20 protein-coding genes are annotated in these 23,280 nt (G+C 39.2%); 17 read left to right on the top strand and 3 right to left on the bottom strand.

Going from position 1 to position 23,280, the window contains the following annotated elements; translation table 11 throughout:
• The first annotated feature begins 776 nt into the window (after positions 1-776).
• The 9 genes from IGK77_RS12990 (at position 777) to IGK77_RS12950 (ending at position 11,727) form a co-directional block, all read left to right on the top strand.
• Positions 777-1,805, top strand: coding sequence for a zinc-binding dehydrogenase (locus IGK77_RS12990; protein WP_438713213.1), 1,029 nt, complete (start codon positions 777-779; stop codon positions 1,803-1,805).
• Positions 1,806-2,181: 376 nt separating this feature from the next.
• On the top strand, positions 2,182-3,654 hold the full coding sequence (gene abc-f / locus IGK77_RS12985) for a ribosomal protection-like ABC-F family protein (protein WP_074799338.1): 1,473 nt from the start codon (positions 2,182-2,184) through the stop codon (positions 3,652-3,654).
• 296 nt (positions 3,655-3,950) lie between these two features.
• Positions 3,951-5,990, top strand: a complete 2,040-nt coding sequence (locus IGK77_RS12980; RefSeq protein WP_074799339.1) for a BglG family transcription antiterminator — start codon at positions 3,951-3,953, stop codon at positions 5,988-5,990.
• Complete coding sequence (locus IGK77_RS12975; protein WP_071866475.1) at positions 5,987-6,268, top strand: PTS sugar transporter subunit IIB; 282 nt, start codon at positions 5,987-5,989, stop codon at positions 6,266-6,268. The genes IGK77_RS12980 and IGK77_RS12975 overlap by 4 nt, the downstream gene beginning before the upstream one ends.
• Before the next feature lie 26 nt (positions 6,269-6,294).
• Positions 6,295-7,659, top strand: a complete 1,365-nt coding sequence (locus tag IGK77_RS12970) for a PTS ascorbate transporter subunit IIC (RefSeq protein ID WP_071866474.1) — start codon at positions 6,295-6,297, stop codon at positions 7,657-7,659.
• Between the two features lie 12 nt (positions 7,660-7,671).
• Positions 7,672-8,526: a transketolase gene (locus tag IGK77_RS12965; RefSeq protein ID WP_074799340.1), complete on the top strand. Its 855-nt coding sequence runs from the start codon at positions 7,672-7,674 to the stop codon at positions 8,524-8,526.
• A 6-nt stretch (positions 8,527-8,532) separates the two neighbouring features.
• Positions 8,533-9,480, top strand: a complete 948-nt coding sequence (locus IGK77_RS12960; RefSeq protein WP_074799341.1) for a transketolase family protein — start codon at positions 8,533-8,535, stop codon at positions 9,478-9,480.
• Positions 9,481-10,460: 980 nt separating this feature from the next.
• Positions 10,461-11,054, top strand: coding sequence for an RICIN domain-containing protein (locus IGK77_RS12955; protein ID WP_074799342.1), 594 nt, complete (start codon positions 10,461-10,463; stop codon positions 11,052-11,054).
• A 73-nt stretch (positions 11,055-11,127) separates the two neighbouring features.
• Positions 11,128-11,727, top strand: coding sequence for an RICIN domain-containing protein (locus tag IGK77_RS12950; protein ID WP_074799343.1), 600 nt, complete (start codon positions 11,128-11,130; stop codon positions 11,725-11,727).
• A gap of 101 nt (positions 11,728-11,828) precedes the next feature.
• On the opposite strand, the gene IGK77_RS12945 is transcribed toward IGK77_RS12950, so the two are convergent.
• Positions 11,829-12,497: a DsbA family protein gene (locus tag IGK77_RS12945; RefSeq protein ID WP_023520411.1), complete on the bottom strand. Its 669-nt coding sequence runs from the start codon at positions 12,495-12,497 to the stop codon at positions 11,829-11,831.
• A gap of 114 nt (positions 12,498-12,611) precedes the next feature.
• Entirely contained in the window at positions 12,612-13,187 is a 576-nt protein-coding gene (locus tag IGK77_RS12940; protein ID WP_074799344.1) for a CYTH domain-containing protein, read from the bottom strand.
• 130 nt (positions 13,188-13,317) lie between these two features.
• Here IGK77_RS12940 and IGK77_RS12935 point away from each other — a divergent pair, with 130 nt between their 5' ends.
• From IGK77_RS12935 to mgtE, 4 genes are read left to right on the top strand one after another with little or no spacing between them, the layout of a single operon-like run.
• On the top strand, positions 13,318-14,022 hold the full coding sequence (locus IGK77_RS12935) for a GTP pyrophosphokinase (protein ID WP_074799345.1): 705 nt from the start codon (positions 13,318-13,320) through the stop codon (positions 14,020-14,022).
• On the top strand, positions 14,000-14,797 hold the full coding sequence (locus IGK77_RS12930; RefSeq protein WP_074799346.1) for an NAD kinase: 798 nt from the start codon (positions 14,000-14,002) through the stop codon (positions 14,795-14,797). The genes IGK77_RS12935 and IGK77_RS12930 overlap by 23 nt, the downstream gene beginning before the upstream one ends.
• Positions 14,798-14,799: 2 nt before the next feature.
• Positions 14,800-15,699 (top strand): RluA family pseudouridine synthase, encoded by a 900-nt coding sequence (locus IGK77_RS12925; RefSeq protein ID WP_074799347.1) that lies wholly within the window; start codon positions 14,800-14,802, stop codon positions 15,697-15,699.
• Between the two features lie 17 nt (positions 15,700-15,716).
• Positions 15,717-17,078, top strand: coding sequence for a magnesium transporter (gene mgtE, locus IGK77_RS12920; protein WP_071866467.1), 1,362 nt, complete (start codon positions 15,717-15,719; stop codon positions 17,076-17,078).
• Between the two features lie 190 nt (positions 17,079-17,268).
• Here the strand turns inward: mgtE and IGK77_RS12915 are convergent, their stop codons facing one another.
• A complete protein-coding gene (locus IGK77_RS12915) occupies positions 17,269-17,910 on the bottom strand; it encodes a copper homeostasis protein CutC (RefSeq protein WP_074799348.1) in 642 nt (213 codons plus the stop codon).
• A 193-nt stretch (positions 17,911-18,103) separates the two neighbouring features.
• On the opposite strand from IGK77_RS12915, the gene IGK77_RS12910 reads away from it, so the two are divergent.
• The 4 genes from IGK77_RS12910 to recD2 all read left to right on the top strand — a co-directional run bounded on the left by IGK77_RS12910 (position 18,104) and on the right by recD2 (position 23,231).
• The gene (locus IGK77_RS12910) at positions 18,104-18,961 is read left to right on the top strand and encodes a putative RNA methyltransferase (protein ID WP_074799349.1); all 858 of its coding nucleotides are present in this window, start codon (positions 18,104-18,106) and stop codon (positions 18,959-18,961) included.
• A 229-nt stretch (positions 18,962-19,190) separates the two neighbouring features.
• Positions 19,191-19,694 carry a tRNA (cytidine(34)-2'-O)-methyltransferase gene (locus IGK77_RS12905; RefSeq protein ID WP_019722320.1) on the top strand — a complete coding sequence of 168 codons (504 nt, stop codon included), beginning with the start codon at positions 19,191-19,193 and terminating at the stop codon, positions 19,692-19,694.
• Positions 19,695-20,012: 318 nt separating this feature from the next.
• A complete protein-coding gene (locus IGK77_RS12900; RefSeq protein ID WP_010734264.1) occupies positions 20,013-20,666 on the top strand; it encodes a histidine phosphatase family protein in 654 nt (217 codons plus the stop codon).
• A gap of 18 nt (positions 20,667-20,684) precedes the next feature.
• On the top strand, positions 20,685-23,231 hold the full coding sequence (gene recD2, locus IGK77_RS12895; protein ID WP_074799350.1) for an SF1B family DNA helicase RecD2: 2,547 nt from the start codon (positions 20,685-20,687) through the stop codon (positions 23,229-23,231).
• Positions 23,232-23,280: the final 49 nt, after the last annotated feature.

Below are 23,280 nucleotides of genomic sequence, written 5' to 3'. Positions count from 1 at the left end.
ATGTCTGTGTTTGAGGCATTAATGTTTGCATTGTCATTTGCAACATTGGTCTTGATCGTCAGCGACAAAGACAACAAAAAATAACCGCTCCTTAAACTCTGACCAGTTTAACGGTTATTTTTTGAATCGATATTAAGCTAGCCATTGTTTTGAACGATACTATCTGAAGGGGAGCTGTGATACAGCTCCTCTTTTCAAAACTATGATACCATAGCGAGTATATAAAAGCGAGTTCAATTTCTTTTGTTCTGATAGAAAAACAAAAAAGGTGAAAATAGCAATACAATAAATAACAAAAAAATCTAAAAATTAAGGTTTGTATTTTGGGTTTATAGTATACTGACAAGGATAGTAAAGTTGATGCGGTGGCTAGACTTAAGAAAAGAGGTAATGCCTATGTTGATCTGTGGCTTTCTCCTAGAAAGGAATAAGCATGTCTGTGTTTGAGTCATTGATGTTTGCATTGTCATTTGCAACATTGGTCTTGATCGTCAGCGACAAGGACAACAAAAAATAACCGCTCCTTAAACTTTGGCGAGTTTAACGGTTATTTTCTGTAACTAACCAAGCTAGCCACCAGTCAAACGGTGCTATCTGGAGAGAGAGTTGTTGATGCAACGCTCTCTTTTCAAAGTCATGATACCATAGTGAGTACATAAAAGCGAGTTCATTTTCTTCCGTCTTATTGGTAAAAGATTGGTTATAATTGTTTTTATTTGACTTGGAGTTGGCTCAAGGGGATATACTAGAAGCAATCAATCTAAGGAGTGGAAGCGATGAAAGCAACAGTATTTTTAGAACTAGGAAAGATGGCTATCAAAGAAATGCCTAAGCCAGAATTGAACCAAGAGAATGAAGCAATCATTCGTGTGGTACGCGCAAGTGTATGTGGTTCTGATTTATGGTGGTATCGTGGCATCTCTAAAAAAGAACCAGGGTCTGCTGCGGGACATGAAGCGATTGGTATCGTAGAAGAGGTAGCAGAAGGTGTTACAAATGTTCAACCGGGTGATTTTGTGATTGTGCCTTTTACCCATGGTTGCGGGGAATGTGAGGCTTGTTTAGCTGGGTTTGATGGCGATTGTTTATCAGATACTTCAGGTTCAACAGGCTATCAGGCAGAGTATATTCGTTATCGCAACGCAAATTGGGGATTAGTAAAAATCCCTGGTAAACCAGAAGATTATTCCGATGATATGTTAAATTCCTTTGTTACGTTGGCGGATGTGATGGCGACTGGCTATCATGCAGCAGTGAGTGCTGAGGTGAAAGAAGGAGATACAGTCGTTGTGATTGGAGATGGTGCTGTAGGGTTATGCGGAGTAATTGGAGCAAAATTGTTAGGCGCATCAAAAATCATTGCGATGAGTCGACATGAAGACCGTCAACAGCTAGCTTTGACATTTGGAGCAACGGATATCATTGCGGCTCGTGGAGAAGAAGCAATCGCTGAGGTCATGAAATTAACAGGTGCTGGCGCAGATGCAGTGTTAGAGTGTGTAGGAACGCAACAAGCGGTTGAAACGGCAGTAAAAGTTGGGCGACCAGGTGCAGTTGTTGGACGTGTGGGGGTTCCGCATGTAGATGAGTTGGATACGAACGCTTTGTTCTATCGTAATATCGGCTTACGCGGAGGGATTGCGGCTGTGACGACTCACGACCGAGCTTCACTATTAGAAGCAGTCTTATCAAATAAAATCGAGCCAGGTAAAGTCTTTACGCAACAATTCGAATTAGATCAAGTTCAAGCTGCTTATGAGGCAATGGATGAACGAAAAGCAATCAAATCATTATTAGTTATGTGATGGTTCCTCCGTTCGTCAAGTGAGAGGAAATCATTCTTTTCTCCATCCTTCAAGAATTGAAGGATGGTTTTTCAGAAATTTGATGTCTGTCACGCTTTTAAAATCGTTTGTCAAACGGTTTCAATCATGATAAAATAAATGTAATTAGAGAAAAGGAGCGATGTGCCATGTGGTTGTTTTATTTGGATCAAGTATTTTTAAACAATTAATTGAATCGTTTAAAAACAACTTGTAAATGACAATTCACGGGAACTTTGCTGTTTTTCTATGCTTTTTTAGTATGGACAAAATTCTTGAAGAAGCAGTCTTTCACAGGCTGCTTCTTTTTTGTGTTTCCGTTAGAAGGATGTTCATTTGCACAAAAGGAGTGCAAACAATGGAAGCATTAGCAATGCAATTAAAAGAGATTGAGATTACGTATAACGGAAAAGAAGTGTTAACAATTAATGAGCAAGCGATTTATGAGAATGCGCGGATCGGTATCGTCGGAGATAATGGTAGCGGGAAATCGACGTTACTTAAATTATTAGCTGGAGAAATCCTACCAGAAAAAGGAAGAATAGATCGAAGGGTTGATTTTAAATATTTTGCACAGATCGATACCCTTGATCAGCATCCAGTCGAAGAAATCGATTTTGAGTTACTCAGCCGTTTCCGAGTACCCAATCAACTGGCTCACTTTAGTGGTGGTGAAGAAGCGAAATATCGTTTGGCGCAAGTATTATCTACGTACACACCAGGTTTGTTGTTAGATGAACCAACGACTCATTTAGATCAACGAAGCGTGCAATTGTTGATTAAAGAACTTCGGTATTATTATGGAACCTTAATTTTTGTTAGCCATGATCGCTTATTTCTCAATGAATTAGCTGACAAAATATGGGAAGTATCGGGACATACGATAAATGAGTATCAAGGGAACTATGATGACTATCTAAAGCAAAAAGAGCAAGAAGTAATTGCTCAAGAAAGAGCGCATGATGACTATTTGAGAGAACGTAAAAAATTAGAAAACAGCATGATCAAAAAAGAGCAGCAAGCAAAAAAAATGGCACAATCTTCCAATCAAAAAAGCAGAAGCAATAAAAATAGTCGGAAACCTGACCGTTTGGCAGGAACAAAACAAAAAGAAAGTGGTCAAAAAGGCATAATGAAAGCGGCGAAGTCAATGGAGAAACGTTTAGAAAAATTAACGGCAGTCGCAAGAGTACAGAAAAAGCATCCGATTGATTTCCCGCAGACAAAAACAACTGTTTTACACAATAAGTTCCCAATCGCAGGTGAATCAGTGACGATCCATTACGGTGAAAAAATCCTGCTTGATGAAGTTAACTTTGCCTTTGCTCTAGGAAAAAACATCGCGATTATTGGTCCTAATGGGAGTGGGAAGTCTAGTTTACTCAGTCATATCTTGCAGCAAAACAATGGAATAAAGCTTAGTCCAAAAATTACTTTTGCTGTCTATGAGCAAATGGATTATCACTATGTTGAAGATATGACTGTCCTACAGTACCTGATGCGTCAGACCGAATATCCAGAAAGTTTGATCCGAAGTATGCTTCACCATTTAAGCTTTTCACCGGAGGCTATCCAACAATCAGTTTGTTCGTTAAGTGGAGGAGAAGCTACACGGCTGTCACTAGCAACCCTGTTTGCTAAGACTTCAAATGTATTGATTCTAGATGAACCGACTAATTTTATTGATCTGCGGACAATGAATGCGCTAGAGTATTTTTTGAAACAATATCACGGAACAGTTTTGTTTACGTCGCATGATCCTTATTTTGTTCAACAAGTGGCAGATCAAGTCTATGAAATAAAGGATCGAAAACTGATTCGACGAGATTGAATCAGCATAAAACGAGTTTACTGTTGTTGCTAAGCGAGCGTCAAAGGGAGTGCCAAAAATAGGTAACTGAAATAAGCAGTGAAATCCGGAAATCGTTTTTCCTATTTTGGGATGTCACTGCTTATTTTTGCAAGATTTGTTTCTGGTGACATCCCTTTTTTATTTTCATTTTAATACATGCGTGCATCGTTGAATCTGTTTGGTCCATCAAAAGGGAAAAAGCACGAGTCAAATTGGGCTGAAGTGTGATAGCGTTTCCAGTGAAAAGTCATTATAGTTGAAATGGGGGGACAGGAATGATCAATTACCGCTTGAGTTATCTGTTTGAGGAAACGAACAGACAAAAATTGATAAAACTGACGAACTTGGAGGAAGAGTCTCTAAAAATAGAATTAACAAAAATCAATCATTTTTGTGAAAAAAAGCTAGGGCAAAAAATAAATATCTCTGGAGAGGAGGTGCTGGTTCCAGAGGTGATTCGACGACGATGGTCTGAAGTCCTCTTTGAAGTGTCAAAACAGGAACTGTATTTTTCGGAAGAGGAAAGACAAGCCATGATCTATCTTCTTGCCTTTTCGATGGTTGATGACTTATCTGTTTATTATTTTCAAGAATTATTCAATGTAAGTAAGAATACAGTTTTAAAAGATGTCAGAAATTTAAGAATGAAACTTCAAGAAGAAGACATTCGCCTGATTTATTCTAGAAAGAAAGGCTTCTACATAGATGGCGCTGAACTTGATGTTCGCCGCGTAGCTTATTCGACTGTAGGAGTACTAACAGACACCAAGAACGGCCACTGGTTACTTTTTGAGGGGATCTATGGCATTTCTAGAACGAATTATGTTGTGGTGAGAGACCGCCTGCTTCGTATTTTAGAGGAATTTGATTTAATCATCGTTCCTAGTCGTTTTGAGGAAATGCTGTATTTTATTAGTTTTTTATTGTCACGGATCACAAAAAAAGCAGTTTTTCTAACTGAAAAAGACAAAGAGATGCTGACCTCTTTGAATGTCTATCAAGCAAGCAAAAAATTTTTAATAGATTTTGGTCAAATCAAAAATCAAGTAGAAGAAGAATGTTATTTGACTGTGCTGTTAAAGACTGTCTTACAAGGCGATATCGAGGATCATTCTGTAGAATTTTTATTGGAATGTGCAAGAGAGGTTATCCATGAGATGGAACGTTTATCCGCTGTCCGTTTTGTGGACTATCGGAAATTATTGATGAATTTCTTTTATCATCTTGTTCCCGCTTATTTTCGTATCCGCTATCGATTCACATTGAATAATGTGTTGATCGATGAAATCAAAACCCAATATCGAGAATTATTTGAATTGACTCGTTTAGCGCTTTATCCGCTCAAACAATTAGTTGGCGAGATTCCTGATACAGAAATTGGTTATTTTACGATTTTATTTGGTGGAGAGATCAGAAAACAAAAGGAGCGACATGATTACCAAAGATTAAAGGCGATGATCGTCTGTCCTAGTGGCATCAGCTCTGGCTTGATCATGGAATCGGAATTACAAGAGCTATTTCCACAAATCGAATTTTTGCCGGCACGATCAACAGAAGAATATCAGATGCTTCGTTTTTCGGAAGACATTGATATGGTGTTTTCCAGTGTCCCACTAAAAACACCGGTGACCAGTTATGTTGTGAAACCCATCATGACTCCTTTAGAAAAAAATGAATTAGTCAAAAAGGTCCAACAAGCATTTTATGTTTCAGGAAGAGGTGTGCATTCGATCGAAGAAATTTTGGAAGTGATTTTTCCATATATTGATTTGAAAGAAGGCATGACGAAGAGGAAACTGCGACAGATTGTCGAGAGAAAAATAAACAAAGAATTGAACAGAAGGGAAGATCAACGGCCAATGTTATCAGAATTATTAACAAAAGAAACCATACAATTTACGGACAAACAACTGACATGGCAAGAAGCCATCACCGAGGCAGCTCAGCCTTTGTTAACGACCAATAAAATCGAAGAAAAGTATGTGGGGGCGATGATCGAAAAGGTCATTGAACATGGGCCCTTTATCCATATTGGAAAAGGAATTGCTTTACCTCATGCACGACCAGAAGATGGCGTAAAAGAAATTGGGATGTCTTTACTGAAGGTAACTGATCCAGTCTTGTTGAGCGATGATGAAAAGCATCCTATCCAGTTATTTATCTGCCTAGCCGCGGTGGACAACGAGATGCACTTGAAAGCTTTAGCTAGCTTGACGAAAATTTTGTCGAATAAAGAACGTTTAACGTCATTACTCGAAGCGAAAGATGTAGAAGAAATCATCCATGTGATCAAAGAAGGAGAAGATGAAAAATGAAATTTGCAGCAGTATGTGGTTCAGGATTAGGATCAAGTTTTATGGTGGAGATGAATATCAATTCAGTATTAAGTGATCTAGGGGTAAGTGGAGTGGAAGTTGCTCATTACGATCTAGGAAGTGCAGCACCAGAATTAGCAGATGTCTTTTTTATTGGTAGAGATTTAGCAGATAGCGCACAACATTTAGGTGAAATCGTCGTATTGGAGAGTATCATCGATCTAGATGAATTGAAAGAAAAAGTAGCGGAGACATGTAGACAAAAAGGATTACTATAAAAAATTTTTTGGGGGAGGAAAAATAAATGAATAGTATTTTAGATCTATTGATCGATATTGCGAGTACACCAGCAATCTTAGTGGCATTGATTGCTGTATTGGGGAATATGTTGCAGAAAAAAGATGTGGCAACGACTGTTAAAGGCGGAATCAAGACTTTTGTAGGATTTCTGGTTGTGACAGCTGGTGCAGGAGTCATAGAAAGTTCGTTGGCGCCATTTGGAGAAATGTTCCAAGTCGCATTCAATATGCAAGGAGTTGTTCCTAATAACGAAGCTATCGTAGCGTTAGCTCTAACTACCTATGGAACATATACAGCACTTATTATGTTAGCGGGAATGGCATTCAATATTTTGATTGCGAGAATCACTCGGTACAAATACATTTATTTGACAGGGCATGCAACGTTATACATGGCATGTATGATTGCAGTCATTTTAAGTGTAACAGGCATGAGTACGTTTAGTCTGGTTTTATTCGGTGGGTTAGCGCTAGGCATCTGTAATACGATTTTTCCAGCAATCGCACAACCGTTTACACGTCAAATCACAAAAAATGACTCTGTAGCTTTAGGTCATACAGGGAACTTTGGCTACGCATTGAGTGGTTTGATCGGTAAGTATGTTGGAAATAAAGAAAAATCAACAGAAGACATCAATTTTCCTAAAGGGTTAGCTTTTTTACGTGACTCAACAGTGAGTATCACGATTACGATGGCAATCGTCTATGTGATCGTTGCGTTGTTTGCCGGAAGTGACTATATTACTACCACATTGAGCGATGGCACGAATTATATTATTTATGCTTTACAACAAGCGGGTTCATTTGCCGCAGGTGTTTTTGTGATCTTAGCCGGTGTACGTTTGATTTTAGCTGAAATCGTTCCTGCATTTAAAGGAATCTCTGAAAAATTAGTACCGAATTCGATTCCAGCGTTGGATTGTCCAATCGTGTTCCCTTATGCACCAAATGCCGTATTGATTGGCTTTTTAACAAGTTTTGTTGGTGGATTAGTTAGTTTAGTGATCATGGTCTTTACCGGGACAACAGTGATCATTCCTGGCGTAGTTCCTCATTTCTTCTGTGGCGCGACAGCCGGTGTTTATGGAAATGCCACTGGGGGCGTACGTGGCGCGGTCATCGGTTCCTTTGTCCACGGGATCATCATTAGCTTCATGCCGATCTTGTTGATGCCAGTAATGGGCGATCTTGGGTTCCAAGGTTCGACTTTCTCAGATACAGATTATGGTGTTTCAGGGATCTTTTTAGGAAACTTAGCAAATATGGGCGGACAAATTGCAGTTATTTCTGGTGTGGTCGCTGTACTTGCTGTTTTGATCGGTTTGACACTTTTAAAGAAAAGTAAAAAATCAGATACAGTCGCAGAGTAAGGGGGTATCATTTTGGCCATCAAGGAAGAGCAGCTAAAAGAACTGGAATTATTAGCAACTAAAATACGATTAGATACATTGATTAGTATCAAACATATGGGGCAAGGGCATTTAGGTGGTTCATTTTCGATCGTTGAGTTGTTAGCCGTCTTATACGGTAAGCAGATGAAGATCGATCCTAAAAATCCACAATGGGAAGAACGCGATCGGTTGGTCTTATCTAAAGGACACGCAGGAGCTGGATTATACAGTGCTTTAGCAAATGTTGGTTATTTTGACAAAGAATGGTTACTGACGATCAATGAAGGTGGAACAAGATTGCCTTCTCATCCGGATCGCCAAAAAACACCTGGTGTTGATGCAACTACGGGTTCTTTAGGTCAAGGGACTTCAATGGCTGCGGGGATCGCTACAGGTTTTAAGCAGGCTAACAAAGACAACTATGTGTACTTGATCGTGGGAGATGGAGAGTTGAATGAGGGCCAGTGTTGGGAAGCATTCCAATATATCGCTCATTTTAAATTAAATCATTGTATCGTGATCATCGATGATAATAAAAAGCAATTAGATGGAGCCACAAAGGACATCCTTGACCCGTTCGATTTACAGAAAAAAATGGAAGCATTCGGTTTCTATACCTTAAAAGTAAAAGGTTCCGATATACAAGCCATTGATGCTGCAATCAACAAATGTAAAGAAGTAACTGATCAAGCAGTTTGTATTGTACTTGATAGCGTGAAGGGGCAAGGGGTTCCGTATTTTGAAACTTTAGCTGCCAATCATTCCGTGAAATTCAATACGGAACAAGTCAACCAAGCAGCAGATCAAGCAATCCGAACATTAGAAGAAAAAATCGAGAGGATGTGATAAGGGATGTTCCATTTAACTAAATCGACAGCGATCGAAAAAGAATTACGAACTTGTGTCGTGGAAACCATCAATGAATTGATGGAAAAAGACGAGAAAGTCATTGCGTTAGATGCTGATCTAGGTTCTGCAAGTGGTTGGACAGCGATTGGAAAGGAACACCCTGACCGCTTTATCAATATGGGGATTGCCGAAGCAAATATGGTGGGCGTCGCAGCAGGATTAAGTTTGACGGGGTACACGCCATTTATCCATACTTTTGGTCCATTTGCGACACGCCGGGTATTTGATCAACTGTTTATTTCAGGAGGCTACGGCGGGAATACCATCAATATTTATGGTTCAGATCCGGGATTTGCCGCAGGGCATAATGGGGGGACTCATACGACTTGGGAGGATGTAGCCTTAATGAAAGCCATCCCTCATTCCGTAGTATGTGATGCGGCAGATGACGTACAAATGGCATGGATCATCAAAGAATTTCATCAACTGTCAGGAATCCATTATGTACGAGGAAATCGTAAAGGCGTCACGCCTGTTTATGAGAAAGGTTCAACATTTGTATTAGGCAAAGGAAATGTTTTGCGTAAAGGGACGGATTATCTGCTGATTGCAGCAGGGCAACTCGTTTCTGAAACATTACAAGTCGCTGAACAATTGATGGAAGAAGGAATCAGCTGTGAAGTGATCGATATGTTTACCATCAAACCGATTGATCGAGAGTTGATCCTCAGTGAAGTAATTGGTAAGAAAAAAATCGTAACCATTGAGAATCACTCGATTACTGGCGGTTTAGGTAGTTCAGTCGCTGAAGTTCTTGCAGAAGAAGGGATTGGCGTTCCGCTGAAACGAATCGGTGTCAATGAACGTTTTGGTCAAGTTGGCACACCAGATTTCTTGCAACAAGAATTTGGATTGGATATTGAGAGTATTAAAAAGCAAATAATGGAATAAGTCAGCGTGTTGAATACAATTATTTGATAGCGAAAAGGAGTAATGAAGGGCAACCCTTTTTTACTCCTTTTTTGAGTTGATGATCTATTAGTAGTACAATGGATTTGGATAGGATAAATATGTTGTCTTATGTTATAAATGTGAGGAAATGAAGCGTGTTGATTAACGAATAAGGAGATGATCTATGAACAGCTACAGCTTTTCTAATTAGAACGAAACATGTACATATATTCTTTAGGATTTGTTATTTAGAGGTAAAATGAATTTCTGGCTGGAGCATAAAAAATTTTATTGACCGATTATGGAAACAAAAGAGAAACTCGATCAATAAATATTAGATGGAGGAACAGAAATTGTCGAAATCAATAAAAAATATCCTTATAGTAGGAGTAGGTGTGGTTATGTATTTATTTACTGCGTAGGTTTATCGCCATGTGAACATGTTTGCAGAGCCTTTGGATCAAATGTATCAATCCGATTCTACCATTATTCAAAGCTTTGCCAATTTGATGATCTTCCTATTATTTACTCCTGCACTGAGAATCATTAGTCTTCTTATCTGCTTGCTTTTACTAGTTGTTGTCAATAAAAAAAGAAAGAAGGATCATTCTGCTGTTTAAGGAAGTTAGTCCAGCAGTGTGTATCATTTATAACTTAATAGAAGTAATTAGAGAATTGTAGGTGTTTCAAGTAGCCGACGATTCTCTTTTTTATACAGTTGGCAAACAATATATTTTTATGTTTAATAATAAAAATAAAAAAACATGAAAAAATTCATAGTAAATTTACTTTTTATTGTGCATGAAAGAGCAATAAAGCCTATAAAACAAGCGCTTTTTATTATAATTAACGCACTTATTAAATAAAAAATAAATAGTGTTGTATTACCACTCAAAATAAATTTACTAAATAAAAACATGGCATACTGTGTTCAACAAATCGATTTGTATCAAATAAAAAAACAAAAAGGGGAACAAAAAATGAAAGTGTTCACAAAATTATTGGTAGGAGCATTTGTAGCAACAACGTTAGGAGTAGTCGGAGGAAGTCAAACAGTCTCGGCAGATTTGGATCAAAACATACCAGGTTCTAATGTTGCGGACGCCTTTAAAAATAAAGTGGTGAGAATTGAAAGTGCAATGGATTTGGGAAGGACGTTAGATTGGGATCAATCCAATCTTGACCAAGTGATCATGTACAATAATACTGGCTCATGGAATCAAAAATGGAATATGTTTTATGATGCTAGTGCAGATACATATACTATCTCAACTGATCCTCACCAGATCAATGGCCATATCAGATCAGCAGAATTGGCTGTATCTGACAAAGTTTTTGACAGTAAAGGAAATCCAAAGATTGCTACGACTGGATTAAAAGTAAATTGGAAACTTTACAGAGTAGGCGATGCTGTGGGTGCGGGTGTTTATGTTTTAAAAAATGCTGAATCAGGTAAAGTATTAGATCTGGAAAATGGTAGCCCGTACGACACGAAAGGCCTAGTCGCACGTGAAGGACAAGGTACTGGAACTGCTAGTCAACGATTTGTTCTTAGAGTAGTGGGCAATCTTTGATCCTTAGCTAGCTGTATTTCATTTAAATCGAAGAAAAACGAAAAAAGACATAAAACAAAAAGGGGAATAAAAAATGAAAGTGTTCACAAAATTAATGGTAGGAGCGTTTGTAGTAACGACATTAGGAGTAGTAGGAAGAAGTCAGACTGTCTCGGCAGGCATAGAAGAAAATATACCAGGATCTAATGTTGCTAACTACTTTAACAACAAAGTTGTAAAGATTCAAAGTGAAATGAATAGAGGGAGGGTATTGGATTGGGATCAAAGTAATTTAGACCAAGTGATTATGTATAATAGTGCTAACTCATGGAATCAAAAATGGAATATGTTTTATAATTTTGCTACTGAGACGTACACTCTCTCAACTGATCCTCATCAGTTCAGCGGGTTTATCAAATCAGCATCCTTATCTGTATCTGAAAAATCTTTTGATAGCAAAGGAAATCCAAGAATTGCAACGACAGGTCTAAATTCAAATTGGCGATTGTATAAAGTAGGTGTAGATGATCTTTTAGGTGATGGACTTTTTGTATTACAAAATACTGAAACAGGTAAAGTACTGGATATTGAAAATGGGACTCCTTCACAAGGTCAGAAATTAGTTGCTACCGAAGGAGAGGGTCGTGGTACGTCAAGTCAAAGGTTCCGTATTCATGTTGTAGGAAATGTTTAACCATATACAATATATTTGATTTGAAAAAATAGTAAAAAAGACATAAAACAGTTTACCTTGTTTTGTGTCTTTTTATTTTGTGTGATACACACATCTATGATTTAATTTGAAAGCAAAGATAAATGGCTATTTCCGGAATGAAGTTGTGGATTCGTTGCTTGCAATGGATGGCTTTCAAACAGCTGATAGCTGTCTTCTTTTCCTTGACAGATCGCCATGATTTGGCGAACACTGTTCATGCCTTCAACTAATACTCCAAAATTTTGTTCACGATTATAATTATAAACAACAGCAGATGGATGTTTCTTTATTCCCATTTCACGGGCCATTTTTTGGTCTGAGAAAAATGCTTCTTTGACAAATTCAGATTGGCGATCTTCTTTGAACATGTTTAGATCTCCAATTTCTGAAAAAATCGATTCAGAAAGCTGTTGAGAATATGGAATTTTTTTACAACTGACTGCTTCTTGTAATCGGCTAAGAAATTGTCTTCCTTTTTTCTTTCCTTGAAAATGCGCAGCTTTGCAATCTAATGCGGCTGAATAAGTAATGGAAAATAGTTTGTTGCGCTCTTCAAGATTAGTTTGAGAAATCCCGTTAGTCTGCATGACATCCCCGATTGTCTGCAAGTTAACTAGTGGTAGAAAACGAAATTGTACTTTGTCTTTCGGCTTCTTTCCATATTCCTCATCAATAAATTGAACGAGCTGTTGCTCTAAATGAAAGCAGTTTTTCCCCAATGGATTAACAAAAAAATAGATTTCGATCATACGAATCTCCCCCAAATTAGATTCTATGCAAATCATGAATAATATTCACAACGTATAACTTACCAGAAAATCCCGAAAAAATGAACTCATGAGCCTTATGAAAATGATAGAGTTCTAATTTTTGGCCTCAAACATTCGTTGGATTTTATTTTTTGAAGGATGATAAGGAATTCCTTGACGTTGAAGGAAGTGCTCAAATGCTACTTTTCCACTGGCAGCATCAGTGACTTCTAATTCTAATTCATAGTCGTGAAGTTGTTCCCCCCAACTTTCGTCAATGGCTAACAAGCCTTCATCAATAGGAAATTCAACACGCTTAGTCGTCAGTTCTCCGATTTTGAACAATTGATTGGAATCGATCGATAGCTCATGAAGTTTTTTTAAAACAGCGCCCGTTCGTGGCAGTGTCTGTTCCTCGATCATTTTAGTGACTTCTTGGAGCGTATAGGTGTCTGTTGTTTCCAATTTTCCTTCTGTAGCTGGTGTTTTTAATGTGTACTCCGCATAGGTATCTAATAAGCGGATACGTAACCCACAACCACGCTGTTTTAATTGGAAATCAGGCGTGTCATAATAAATATTGGTTTGGATATGGAAGGATTCCGTTGTAAGTTGATAGTGCGAAAGCAAACGCGTGTAATCTTCCTTAGCTAGCAATGTTTTAAATTCGATCTCTAACATTTCAGTCATTGGCTTCGCCCCTTTTCTTTTATTTTGCCTAATTTTTTGTTTTTGGTCAACTTCAAAGACAGAAGGTGCAAAAAAACTATGTTTATATGTTAGAATATCTATGAATGTTAACAAAGTAGAGGTATAGATTATGGAACGAGACTGGGAAGAGTTTTTAGCACCTTACGAACAAACAGTATCAGAATTAAAAGTAAAACTAAGAGGAATACGTAAACAATTTAGAGAACAAAATCGCCATGTCCCAATCGAGTTTGTGACGGGGCGGGTCAAACCGGTAGAAAGCATCGTTACCAAGTCTCAATTGCGTCATATCCCAATGGCGCGTTTAGAGGAAGAAATGTCAGACATTGCTGGGCTAAGAATCATGTGTCAATTTGTAGAAGATATCCATCAGGTGGTTGAGATCATCCGTAACCGAAAAGACATGAAAGTTTTACAAGAGCGAGATTATATCACCAATAAAAAAGCGAGTGGGTATCGCTCGTATCATTTAGTGATCGAATATCCAGTCCAATTGATCAGTGGTGAAAAGAAGATCTTAGCAGAAATTCAAATTCGAACGTTAGCGATGAACTTTTGGGCAACGATCGAACATTCGTTGAATTATAAATATCAAGGTGTATTTCCGGAAGAAATGAGTGAACGATTACAACGTGCAGCGGAAGCCGCGTATCAACTCGACGAAGAAATGTCGAATATCCGTGAAGAGATCCAAGAAGCACAACGGTTATTCTCACATGGCAGAGGCAAATCTGAAGATGCCTATTATCGCTCATTGATCAATCTAGAGAATAAACATGAGGAGGCAAAAGATGAAGGTAGCGATCGTTCATAACAAGGAACCAAAAACATTAGCAGTCATCGAACGATTGAAAAATCTTTTGGCTCAAGCAAATATCAAAATCGACGATCAACAACCAGAGTTAGTGATTTCAGTTGGCGGGGATGGGACGCTTTTAGCCGCGTTCCATCAATTTAGCCATGCTTTGAACGATGTGCGCTTTTTAGGCGTCCATACAGGTCATTTAGGCTTTTATACGGACTGGCGAGACTATGAATTAGAAGAACTAGTCGATAGCCTGAAAACCAATCGTGAACAAAGTGTCAGCTACCCGTTGCTGGACGTTCGAATCAGCTATTTAGATGATAAACCTGATCAACATTTTTTTGCTTTGAATGAGTCAACAATCAAGCGTTCTAACCGAACGATGGTAGCAGATGTATATATCAAGAACGAACTATTTGAAAGCTTCCGTGGTGATGGTTTGGCGTTGTCTACGCCTACAGGATCGACTGCGTATAATAAGAGTGTTGGTGGGGCTGTGATCCATCCAAGTATCAATGCGTTTCAATTAGCAGAGATTGCTTCATTGAATAACCGCGTTTTTCGTACGCTAGGTGCGCCAATGGTCATTGCTCAAGATGAATGGGTAGAAATTCGTTTAGAGAATACCGCAGATTATTTGGTGACGATCGATCAATTGGACGTTTCAAAAAATAATATACGAGCCATTTATTATCGGATTGCAGAAGAAAGAATCCACTTTGCTTCTTATCGACATATGCATTTTTGGCACCGTGTGAAAGATGCCTTTATTGGTGAGGTTTAGCAATGGAGTTTACATGGATCTATGAAAAAGAGCAAGCGCAACAAGTAAAATATTTTTTAAAAGAAAAAGGGATCTCCAAAGGGCTACTAGCGAAAATCAAGTTTCAAGGCGGCACGATCATGGTCAATGATCAGGTTGAGAACGTCTTGTTTTCTTTGGCTCAAAATGATAAGGTAACCATTGTGATTCCAGCAGAAGGCGAGCATGAAACGGTTCTTTTAGACGAAACACCGATCGAGATCGTTTATGAAGATGAACATCTCTTAGTCGTCAATAAACCAGCTGGAGTATCCTCGATACCGGCACAATACCATCCTAACGGTACGATGGCGAATCGAGTGAAAGCTTATTATAAACAACAAGGCTATGAAAATCAGGTGATCCACGTAGTGACTAGACTAGATCGAGATACTTCAGGATTGATGCTTTTTGCAAAGCATGGTTTTGCTCATGCAAAATTAGACGTACAGCTTCGCGAAAAGAAGTTCGTCAAAAAGTATCAAGCCTTGGTCAGTGGCGATGTGGCTACGTTAAAAGCGCATGGGCAGATCGATTTACCAATTGCTCGTGATATGACATCATTATTAAAACGTAAAGTTTCTTCTACGGGGAAAAGTGCGCAAACGGAATACTGGTTAGAAAACAGATCAGCAGAGATTGCACTCGTTGATATCCAATTGCATACGGGGCGCACGCATCAGATCAGAGTGCATTTTTCTGCGATCGGGTGTCCTCTTTTAGGCGATGACATGTATGGGGGAAGGATGGATCAAGACATAGTTAGACAGGCTTTGCATTGTTATGACTTACGGTTCTATCATCCGTTTACAGAAAAATTATTAGAATTCAAACAGCCTTTAGCAAAAGATATGGCAACAATAGTGAAACGATTTGAAGATTAAGGTGAGGTGAGATTGGTTTGGACGAAAATCAAGAATTAGAGGAAAGATTTGCCCAGTTAGCTCAAGATCTAAGAGAAAACAATATTCAGGATTTTAGAAATAACTTCTTGGAGATGCATATCTATGAACAGGGGCAATTCTATCAATCCCTTAAGGAAGCAGATCGTCAACAGATTTATACCTATCTTTCGCCAAAGGAATTGGCGGACATGTTCGATGTCATTGAAGAAGACAACGAATATATGAAGGAATATTTAGCAGAAATGCGTCCTAGTTATGCCGCGGAAATGCTCTCAGAGATGTATACCGATAACGCGGTCGATTTGTTGAATACATTAGATAAGAAACAAGTGGCGAAATATCTTAGCTTGATGACAGCAGAAGATGCGAGTGAGATCAAAGACCTCCTGCATTATGAAGATGAAACGGCTGGGGCGATCATGACGACCGAATTTATCTCGATCGTTGCGAACCAAACCGTTCGTTCGGCGATGTATGTCTTGAAAAATGAAGCAGATGTGGCAGAAACCATCTATTACATTTATGTAGTCAATCAAGACAATCAACTTGTTGGGGTTATCTCGTTGCGTGATTTGATCGTCAATGATGATGATGCGATGATCTCTGATTTGATGAGTGAACGGGTATTATCTGTTCACGTAGGCGATGACCAAGAAGATGTGGCACAAACTTTCCGTGACTATGACTTTCTTGCGTTGCCTGTCACGGATTATGATGATCATTTATTAGGGATCGTGACTGTCGATGATATCATCGACGTTATCGATGATGAAGCAGCGAGTGACTATTCTGGATTGGCGGGGGTCAACGTCGAAGAAATCAATGAGAATCCTGTAAAATCAGCTTCTCGCCGCTTACCTTGGTTGATCACTTTATTATTTTTAGGTATGTCAACTGCCTCTTTGATCAGTCATTATGAAGAATTAGTCAGTGAAGCAAGTATTTTAGCTGTCTTTATTTCTTTGATCACAGGAACGGCTGGAAACGCCGGTACACAATCGTTAGCGGTCGCTGTACGTCGCCTAGCGATTTCAGATGAAAAAGATCAGGGCTTTGTTCGGTTGATCGTGGCGGAAGTATTGACGGGTTTAGTGACCGGCGCTGTGACTGGCCTAACCATCTTCTTGATCGTAGGATTTTGGAAGCAGAACTTTATTCTAGGCTTTGTTATCGGTATTGCGATGCTATTTGCGATCACAGTGGCAAATCTTGCGGGAAGTTTGATCCCAATGCTGATGGATCGTTTAGGCTTTGACCCTGCCGTTGCCAGTGGGCCATTTATTACCACCTTGAGTGACTTGACCAGTGTATTGATCTATTTCAATATCGCTTCGTTGTTTATGGGGTATTTTATGTAAGAAAATAGAGCTAAAATAGTGTCTGGGACATTAGTCCTCTTGTATCACCTAAAACCGAATAAACGGCGGGAACAGAAGTAACCTCTTCGAAAAATAAGGCGCCATCCACAAAAATTTGAAGAACAATTTTCGTGGATGGCGCCTTATTTCTCGAGGCTGAACACTTCTGTCCCGACCTCTTATTTTTTGTTTATTCAGATAAAGGAACGATTTTGGTGCCGTGGACTTCGTGGACTCCTAAAGCATCAGCAACTACTTGTGCATTTTCTGAAGTGATACCACCACCAGGTAAAATGATGACTCGTCCGTCTGCATGAGCGATCAACTGTTTTAAGTGTGCAAAATTATCTTCGATGTTTGTACCGGCAACACCACCATGTGTCAAGATACGATGAACGCCATGTTCAACCAACCAATCGATGGCTTCGTATTGACGTTCTTGAGGAATCGCATCAAACGCCATGTGGAAAGTGATCTGTAAGCCTTCTGCGGAGTCGATCAAGACTTCCAGTGCTTCTTCATCTAACCATCCAGAAGGAGTCAAGCAACCGATCACTACACCGTCAGTGCCTAGTTTTTTGGCTTCAATCAAGTCAGTGTGCATGATTTTCAATTCGATATCATTATAAACAAAATCGCCACCACGTGGTCGGATGATCGTCATGACAGGTACACTTTTTTCATTAGCGTAGCTTAATACTTCTTCAATGACACCAGTACTTGGTGTCGTGCCACCTACTGCTAGGTTGTCACATAATTCGATCCGATTGGCTCCATTTGCGATGGCTAACGGGATCGATGTATAATTCTCCGCACAAAATTCTTTGATCATATTCTTGCTCCTTTATTATGTCTACTTTTGTTGAAATTATACCATAGTTTTTACAGTTGCTAAAGCGCTCTTCAAACGGTAAGATGAAGGGGATAGCATGATAGGCAACATCGGATAACGAATGTTTTTAAAGAAAGTTTTTTATCTTTATATGACTATCTCACTACGTATTTTAAAGGAATGAATAATCACTATGTTAAAGAAAATAGACCAGAGTCGACTATTTTTATCAGAGAATGCCCAAATGTTCCGTTGCCCGTTATGTCAAGAACCCTTTTTATCGACCACGAATGGGCTTATTTGCCAAAAGAATCATCGTTTTGATTTATCTAAAAAGGGAACGTTGTATTTTTTATCTCACGCAATCAAAACCGAATATGATCAAGGCATGTTTGCTCCAAGAAGACGAATGATCCAATCAGGTATGTATCAACCATTGATCGAACAGTTAGCTAAGCATCTACCAGATGATGCGACCGTCCTAGATGTCGGTTGTGGAGAAGGGAGCTTTTTGGCGGCCACTGATCAATTACAACCACTAAAAAAAGCAATTGGCTTTGATATCGCGAAAGAAGGTGTCTATGCAGCCACGGAGCAGCCGATGCAAGCATTTTGGTGTGTCGCGGATTTAACGAATTTGCCTTTTGCGGATCAACAATTTTCGACGATATTGAATATTTTCTCGCCTTCTCACTATCAAGAGTTTCAGCGAGTACTTGCAGATGACGGCATGGTATTAAAAGTCGTTCCACAATCAGGCTATTTAAAAGAATTACGCCAAGCTTTTTATCCAGGTCAGCCAGAAAAACATCATTATTCTAACGAACGTGTTGTTGACAAATTCATGGAATCAATGGCGTCAGTGGAACGTCAACGTGTGACGTATGAATTTACGATTCCTGAAGAAAATCGCCGTGATCTCTTGGCAATGTCGCCACTGGAATGGCAAGTAGCAAAAGAAATAAAAGAGGCTCTGATGGAAGAACCCCTTAGAAAAATTACAATTGACGTAGAATTGTTAAAAGGAAATAAGAGAAAACGATTCCAATAAGAATATTATAGAGTTAAGGTTGCAAAAAGCGTTTAATGGTGATATAGTAGCAACAAGTTGTTTTTTCATTGGTTTTTATCAGGTTCCTGTTCTGATAAAAGATAGTGAAAAGAGCTTCACTAACGTAACGACTCGCAGTGACTGACACCGAGTTGATACGTTTTTTTTTATGCAAAAATCAAGATTTAGACTAAAATGGATTTCACATATACATGAGAGGATGGATAGTATGAACCACATTGTTTTATTTGAACCTTTGATTCCAGCAAACACAGGAAACATTGCACGAACATGTGCAGCGACCAACACACCGTTACACTTGATCGAACCACTAGGATTTTCAACAGATGATAAACAGCTGAAACGAGCGGGGCTTGATTATTGGCATGATGTGGATATCACGTATCATGCAGATCTACCAGCATTTATGGCTTACTTAGGCGATAGAAAGTTACATTTGATCTCCAAATTTGCGAATAAAGTATACAGTGATGAAGACTTTGCAGATGGCGAAGAGCATTTCTTTTTGTTTGGGAAAGAAACAACTGGATTACCGGAACCCTTTATGCGCGAGCATGAAGAAAAATGCTTACGTATCCCTATGAATGATACACACGTCCGTTCATTGAATCTATCGAATACAGCGGCAATGATCGTGTATGAGGCATTGCGTCAACAAGGTTTCCCAAATTTAGAGTTAACACATCATTACGAAAATGATAAGCTAGACTAAAGGTTGTAAAGAGAGGTTTCGCTCCTATTAAGAAGACGAAGTTGAGAAAATAGTTTCTCTTGTTGCTCAACCTTCGTTTTGATAGAGTAGGAGCTTCCTTTTTCACACTCTTGATCAAGGGTGTGGATGAAATACGTGGATATTGCTGATCGAAAACAAGACTACATAAAGGATCGCACAGTTTTTTACAGTCGATTTTTAGCGATATTCAATTGGCGAAAGCCTCTATTTTTTAGAAACAAGCTTTTCTACACGGTCCAACGGGAAAATCCTATATGATAGTATATATACAAGTACGGAGTGAGGAGTCTAACATCTATGGAACTATACTTTACAAGACATGGTAAAACGGAATGGAATCTTGAAAGACGCTTTCAAGGAAGCCAAGGAGACTCACCGTTGTTACCTCAAAGCTATGAGGAGATCAAGACATTCGGCCAAATGGTCAAGTCTGTTCCTTTTGAAGCTATTTATTGCAGTACGGCAAAACGTGCAAGAGATACAGCAAAAGGGATCAATCAAGAATTGGACCATCCGACAGAAATCATTTATACAGATAAATTAAGAGAATTAGGTTTAGGAAAACTGGAAGGACAGTCGATCGAAGAGATGTACAAAAAATTTCCAGAGAACTTACCTAATTTACGAAATCATTTAGATAAATATGATCCAACACCTTTTGAAGGAGAGCCGATCACCGAAGCAATCACGCGGATCGAAGCCGTTGTTGCGGATGCAGTCTGTCAACATCAAGGGCCTATTCTATTTGTAGGGCATGGTGCCTCTTTAACTGCTGCGATCCAGTGGATGACTGGTAAAGAATTAGGTCAGTTACGAGAAATGGGCGGTTTATTCAATAGTAGCTTGACGATTTTAGAAACAGGAGAACCAAACAATCTGTTACCATATGACCTTAAAGTATGGAATCAGGTGGATTTTTTAGGTAATGGACAGCCAGAGCCTTTACTATAAATAAAGGAGGCGGCCTCGATGGAGCCAGAAGAAATGCCTTATTTTGTCGGCACAGTTGCCGCTATCTTTTTTCAAAATCCTAGTAATTTTTATAAAGTATTGCTCATCCAAGTCAGTGAAACAAGTGTTGATTATCGGGAAAAAGAAATTGTCGCAACTGGTAGTTTTGGCGATATCCAAGAGAACGAAGTGTATCGTTTTTATGGTGAGCTAGTTGATCATCCTAAATATGGCAGACAGTTGAAGGTAGAGCGTTACGAACAGGAAAAGCCGACGACAGCCAACGGGATCGTCAACTACCTATCAAGTGACAAGTTTCCCGGTATCGGAAAAAAAACTGCAGAGAAAATCGTGGAACTGCTTGGTGAAGATGCGATTGAAAAAATCATCGAAGATCCTGCGCAATTGCAACAGATTTCAGGTTTAACGAAGCCAAAAAGAGAAATGATTGCTGAAACGATCCGTTTGAATCATGGAATGGATCAAGTGATCATGGGGTTGAACCGTTACGGATTTGGGAGTCAATTAGCCTTTAGTATCTATCAAGCTTACAAAAATGAAGCGTTGGATATCATTCAAGAAAATCCTTACCAATTAGTCGAAGAGATTGAAGGAATCGGCTTTAAACGTGCAGATAACTTAGCTGAACAAATCGGCATTGCTGCTGACTCGCCACGACGCATCAGAGCAGCGATCTTGCACCAGATTTTCCAACAGGCGATCCAAACCGGTGATACCTATGTGCCTGCGGAATCTTTATTGCAGCAGACGATCAAAATCTTGGAATCAAGTCGTCCAATCGAAATCGAACCGGATCAAGTAGCGACTGTCATTATTCAGTTAGTGGAAGAGGGAAAGATCCAACAGGAAGAAACGAATCTATATGAAAATAGTTTGTATTTTTCTGAATGGGGGATTGGCAATTCGATCCAACGCTTGTTGAGTCGAAAAAAGGAAATCAAGTACGAACCAAAAGAAATTAAAAAGAATATTCGACGAATTGAGAAAATGTTTGGTATCCAGTATGGGGATTCACAAGAAGAAGCGATTTCTGAAGCGATTCGCTCACCACTATTTATCTTGACTGGTGGTCCAGGAACTGGAAAAACTACAGTGATCAATGGCATCGTTCATCTGTTTGCAGAGTTAAACGGCTTAGATCTTGATCCGACGAAATATACACAAGAGATTTTTCCGATCCTCTTAGCTGCACCCACAGGACGGGCTGCTAAACGGATGAATGAAACGACTGGCTTGCCAGCTAGTACGATCCACCGGCTTTTAGGTTTGAATGGTCGTGAGAAAACCCCTTCAATCAGCACGAAGGAATTAGACGGTGGCTTATTGATCGTCGATGAAATGTCGATGGTTGATACATGGTTGGCCAATACACTGTTCAAGGCGATCCCTACGAATATGCAAGTGATCTTAGTAGGGGACAAGGATCAGCTACCATCAGTAGGTCCTGGGCAAGTCTTGCATGATCTATTAGAAATCGATCAAATCCCTAAAATCGAATTGAATCAGATCTATCGTCAAGGCGATGGCTCAAGTATCATTCCTTTGGCTCATGAGATCAAAGAAGGAAGATTGCCAGCAGATTTTACGAAAAATCAAAAGGATCGCTCTTTCTTTGCAAGTGATGCGTATCAAATCGAACCATTGATTTCTAAAATCGTGGAAAAGGCGAAAAACAAAGGATTTACTGCACAAGATATTCAGGTGTTGGCACCGATGTATCGCGGTGCAGCTGGTATCGATGCCTTGAATAAAATGATGCAAAATATTTTCAATCCAGGTGGTGGGAATCGGAAAGAAGTTCACTGGAATGATACAGTTTATCGAATTGGGGATAAAGTACTCCATTTGGTCAATACGCCAGAATTAAATGTGTTCAATGGTGACATGGGGGTAATCACGGGAATTGTTTTAGCAAAAGATTCAGAAGATAAAGTGGACGAACTCGTCATCCAATTTGATGCCAATGAAGTGAGTTACAAACGAAATGAATGGAATAAGATCACCCTGTCTTATTGTTGCTCGATCCATAAATCCCAAGGTAGCGAGTTTAAGATGGTGATTTTGCCTATGGTCCATCAATACCAACGAATGCTCCAACGGAATCTGTTGTATACAGCGGTTACTCGTAGTAAGGAATTATTGATTTTGTTAGGGGAAGAACAAGCATATTTGACATGTGCAAAAAACGAATCCGCAGTTCGATTGACGACACTGAAAAAGCGGATCGAAGACAATGAAATGACTCTTAATCTGCGTACGAAATTGGCCGCCTATGAAGATTCCTTGACAGGTGATGATCCATTTGAAGAAGGAACGTATTCGGCAGCCATTGAACAAGTATCTGAGCCAACAAAACAAATAGAGCACCGGAAAGAGGAAACCGGCCAAGCGCAGGAAGTTTCGCTTTTTGCCATCGAAGAAGAAAAAAATGAAGTGAAAAAAGCTGAAACGCCAAAATCACCTGATAATTACATTCTCACAACCGAAGCTGTGGAACAGCAATGGATTGATCCGATGATTGGTATGGAAAACATCCGACCATAAATAGGAAACGTAAGTTGGAAGTATGAAGCATCAGCCAAAAAAAGCCACC

Source organism: Enterococcus sp. DIV0806c (genome assembly GCF_051710905.1).
In the GTDB taxonomy this organism is placed as follows: domain Bacteria; phylum Bacillota; class Bacilli; order Lactobacillales; family Enterococcaceae; genus Enterococcus_B; species Enterococcus_B mundtii.
Note: the sequence above shows the minus strand (reverse complement) of the source record. Positions and strands in the feature narration are given on the sequence as shown.

Excerpts from the sequence above, each read along its gene's own strand:
- IGK77_RS12990 (WP_438713213.1), top strand. The coding sequence starts at position 777 with ATGAAAGCAACAGTATTTTTAGAACTAGGAAAGATGGCTATCAAAGAA.
- abc-f (WP_074799338.1), top strand. The coding sequence starts at position 2,182 with ATGGAAGCATTAGCAATGCAATTAAAAGAGATTGAGATTACGTATAAC.
- IGK77_RS12980 (WP_074799339.1), top strand. The coding sequence starts at position 3,951 with ATGATCAATTACCGCTTGAGTTATCTGTTTGAGGAAACGAACAGACAA.
- IGK77_RS12975 (WP_071866475.1), top strand. The coding sequence starts at position 5,987 with ATGAAATTTGCAGCAGTATGTGGTTCAGGATTAGGATCAAGTTTTATG.
- IGK77_RS12970 (WP_071866474.1), top strand. The coding sequence starts at position 6,295 with ATGAATAGTATTTTAGATCTATTGATCGATATTGCGAGTACACCAGCA.
- IGK77_RS12960 (WP_074799341.1), top strand. The coding sequence starts at position 8,533 with ATGTTCCATTTAACTAAATCGACAGCGATCGAAAAAGAATTACGAACT.
- IGK77_RS12955 (WP_074799342.1), top strand. The coding sequence starts at position 10,461 with ATGAAAGTGTTCACAAAATTATTGGTAGGAGCATTTGTAGCAACAACG.
- IGK77_RS12950 (WP_074799343.1), top strand. The coding sequence starts at position 11,128 with ATGAAAGTGTTCACAAAATTAATGGTAGGAGCGTTTGTAGTAACGACA.
- IGK77_RS12945 (WP_023520411.1), bottom strand. The coding sequence starts at position 12,497 with ATGATCGAAATCTATTTTTTTGTTAATCCATTGGGGAAAAACTGCTTT.
- IGK77_RS12940 (WP_074799344.1), bottom strand. The coding sequence starts at position 13,187 with ATGACTGAAATGTTAGAGATCGAATTTAAAACATTGCTAGCTAAGGAA.
- IGK77_RS12935 (WP_074799345.1), top strand. The coding sequence starts at position 13,318 with ATGGAACGAGACTGGGAAGAGTTTTTAGCACCTTACGAACAAACAGTA.
- IGK77_RS12930 (WP_074799346.1), top strand. The coding sequence starts at position 14,000 with ATGAAGGTAGCGATCGTTCATAACAAGGAACCAAAAACATTAGCAGTC.
- IGK77_RS12925 (WP_074799347.1), top strand. The coding sequence starts at position 14,800 with ATGGAGTTTACATGGATCTATGAAAAAGAGCAAGCGCAACAAGTAAAA.
- IGK77_RS12915 (WP_074799348.1), bottom strand. The coding sequence starts at position 17,910 with ATGATCAAAGAATTTTGTGCGGAGAATTATACATCGATCCCGTTAGCC.
- IGK77_RS12910 (WP_074799349.1), top strand. The coding sequence starts at position 18,104 with ATGTTAAAGAAAATAGACCAGAGTCGACTATTTTTATCAGAGAATGCC.
- IGK77_RS12905 (WP_019722320.1), top strand. The coding sequence starts at position 19,191 with ATGAACCACATTGTTTTATTTGAACCTTTGATTCCAGCAAACACAGGA.
- IGK77_RS12900 (WP_010734264.1), top strand. The coding sequence starts at position 20,013 with ATGGAACTATACTTTACAAGACATGGTAAAACGGAATGGAATCTTGAA.
- recD2 (WP_074799350.1), top strand. The coding sequence starts at position 20,685 with ATGGAGCCAGAAGAAATGCCTTATTTTGTCGGCACAGTTGCCGCTATC.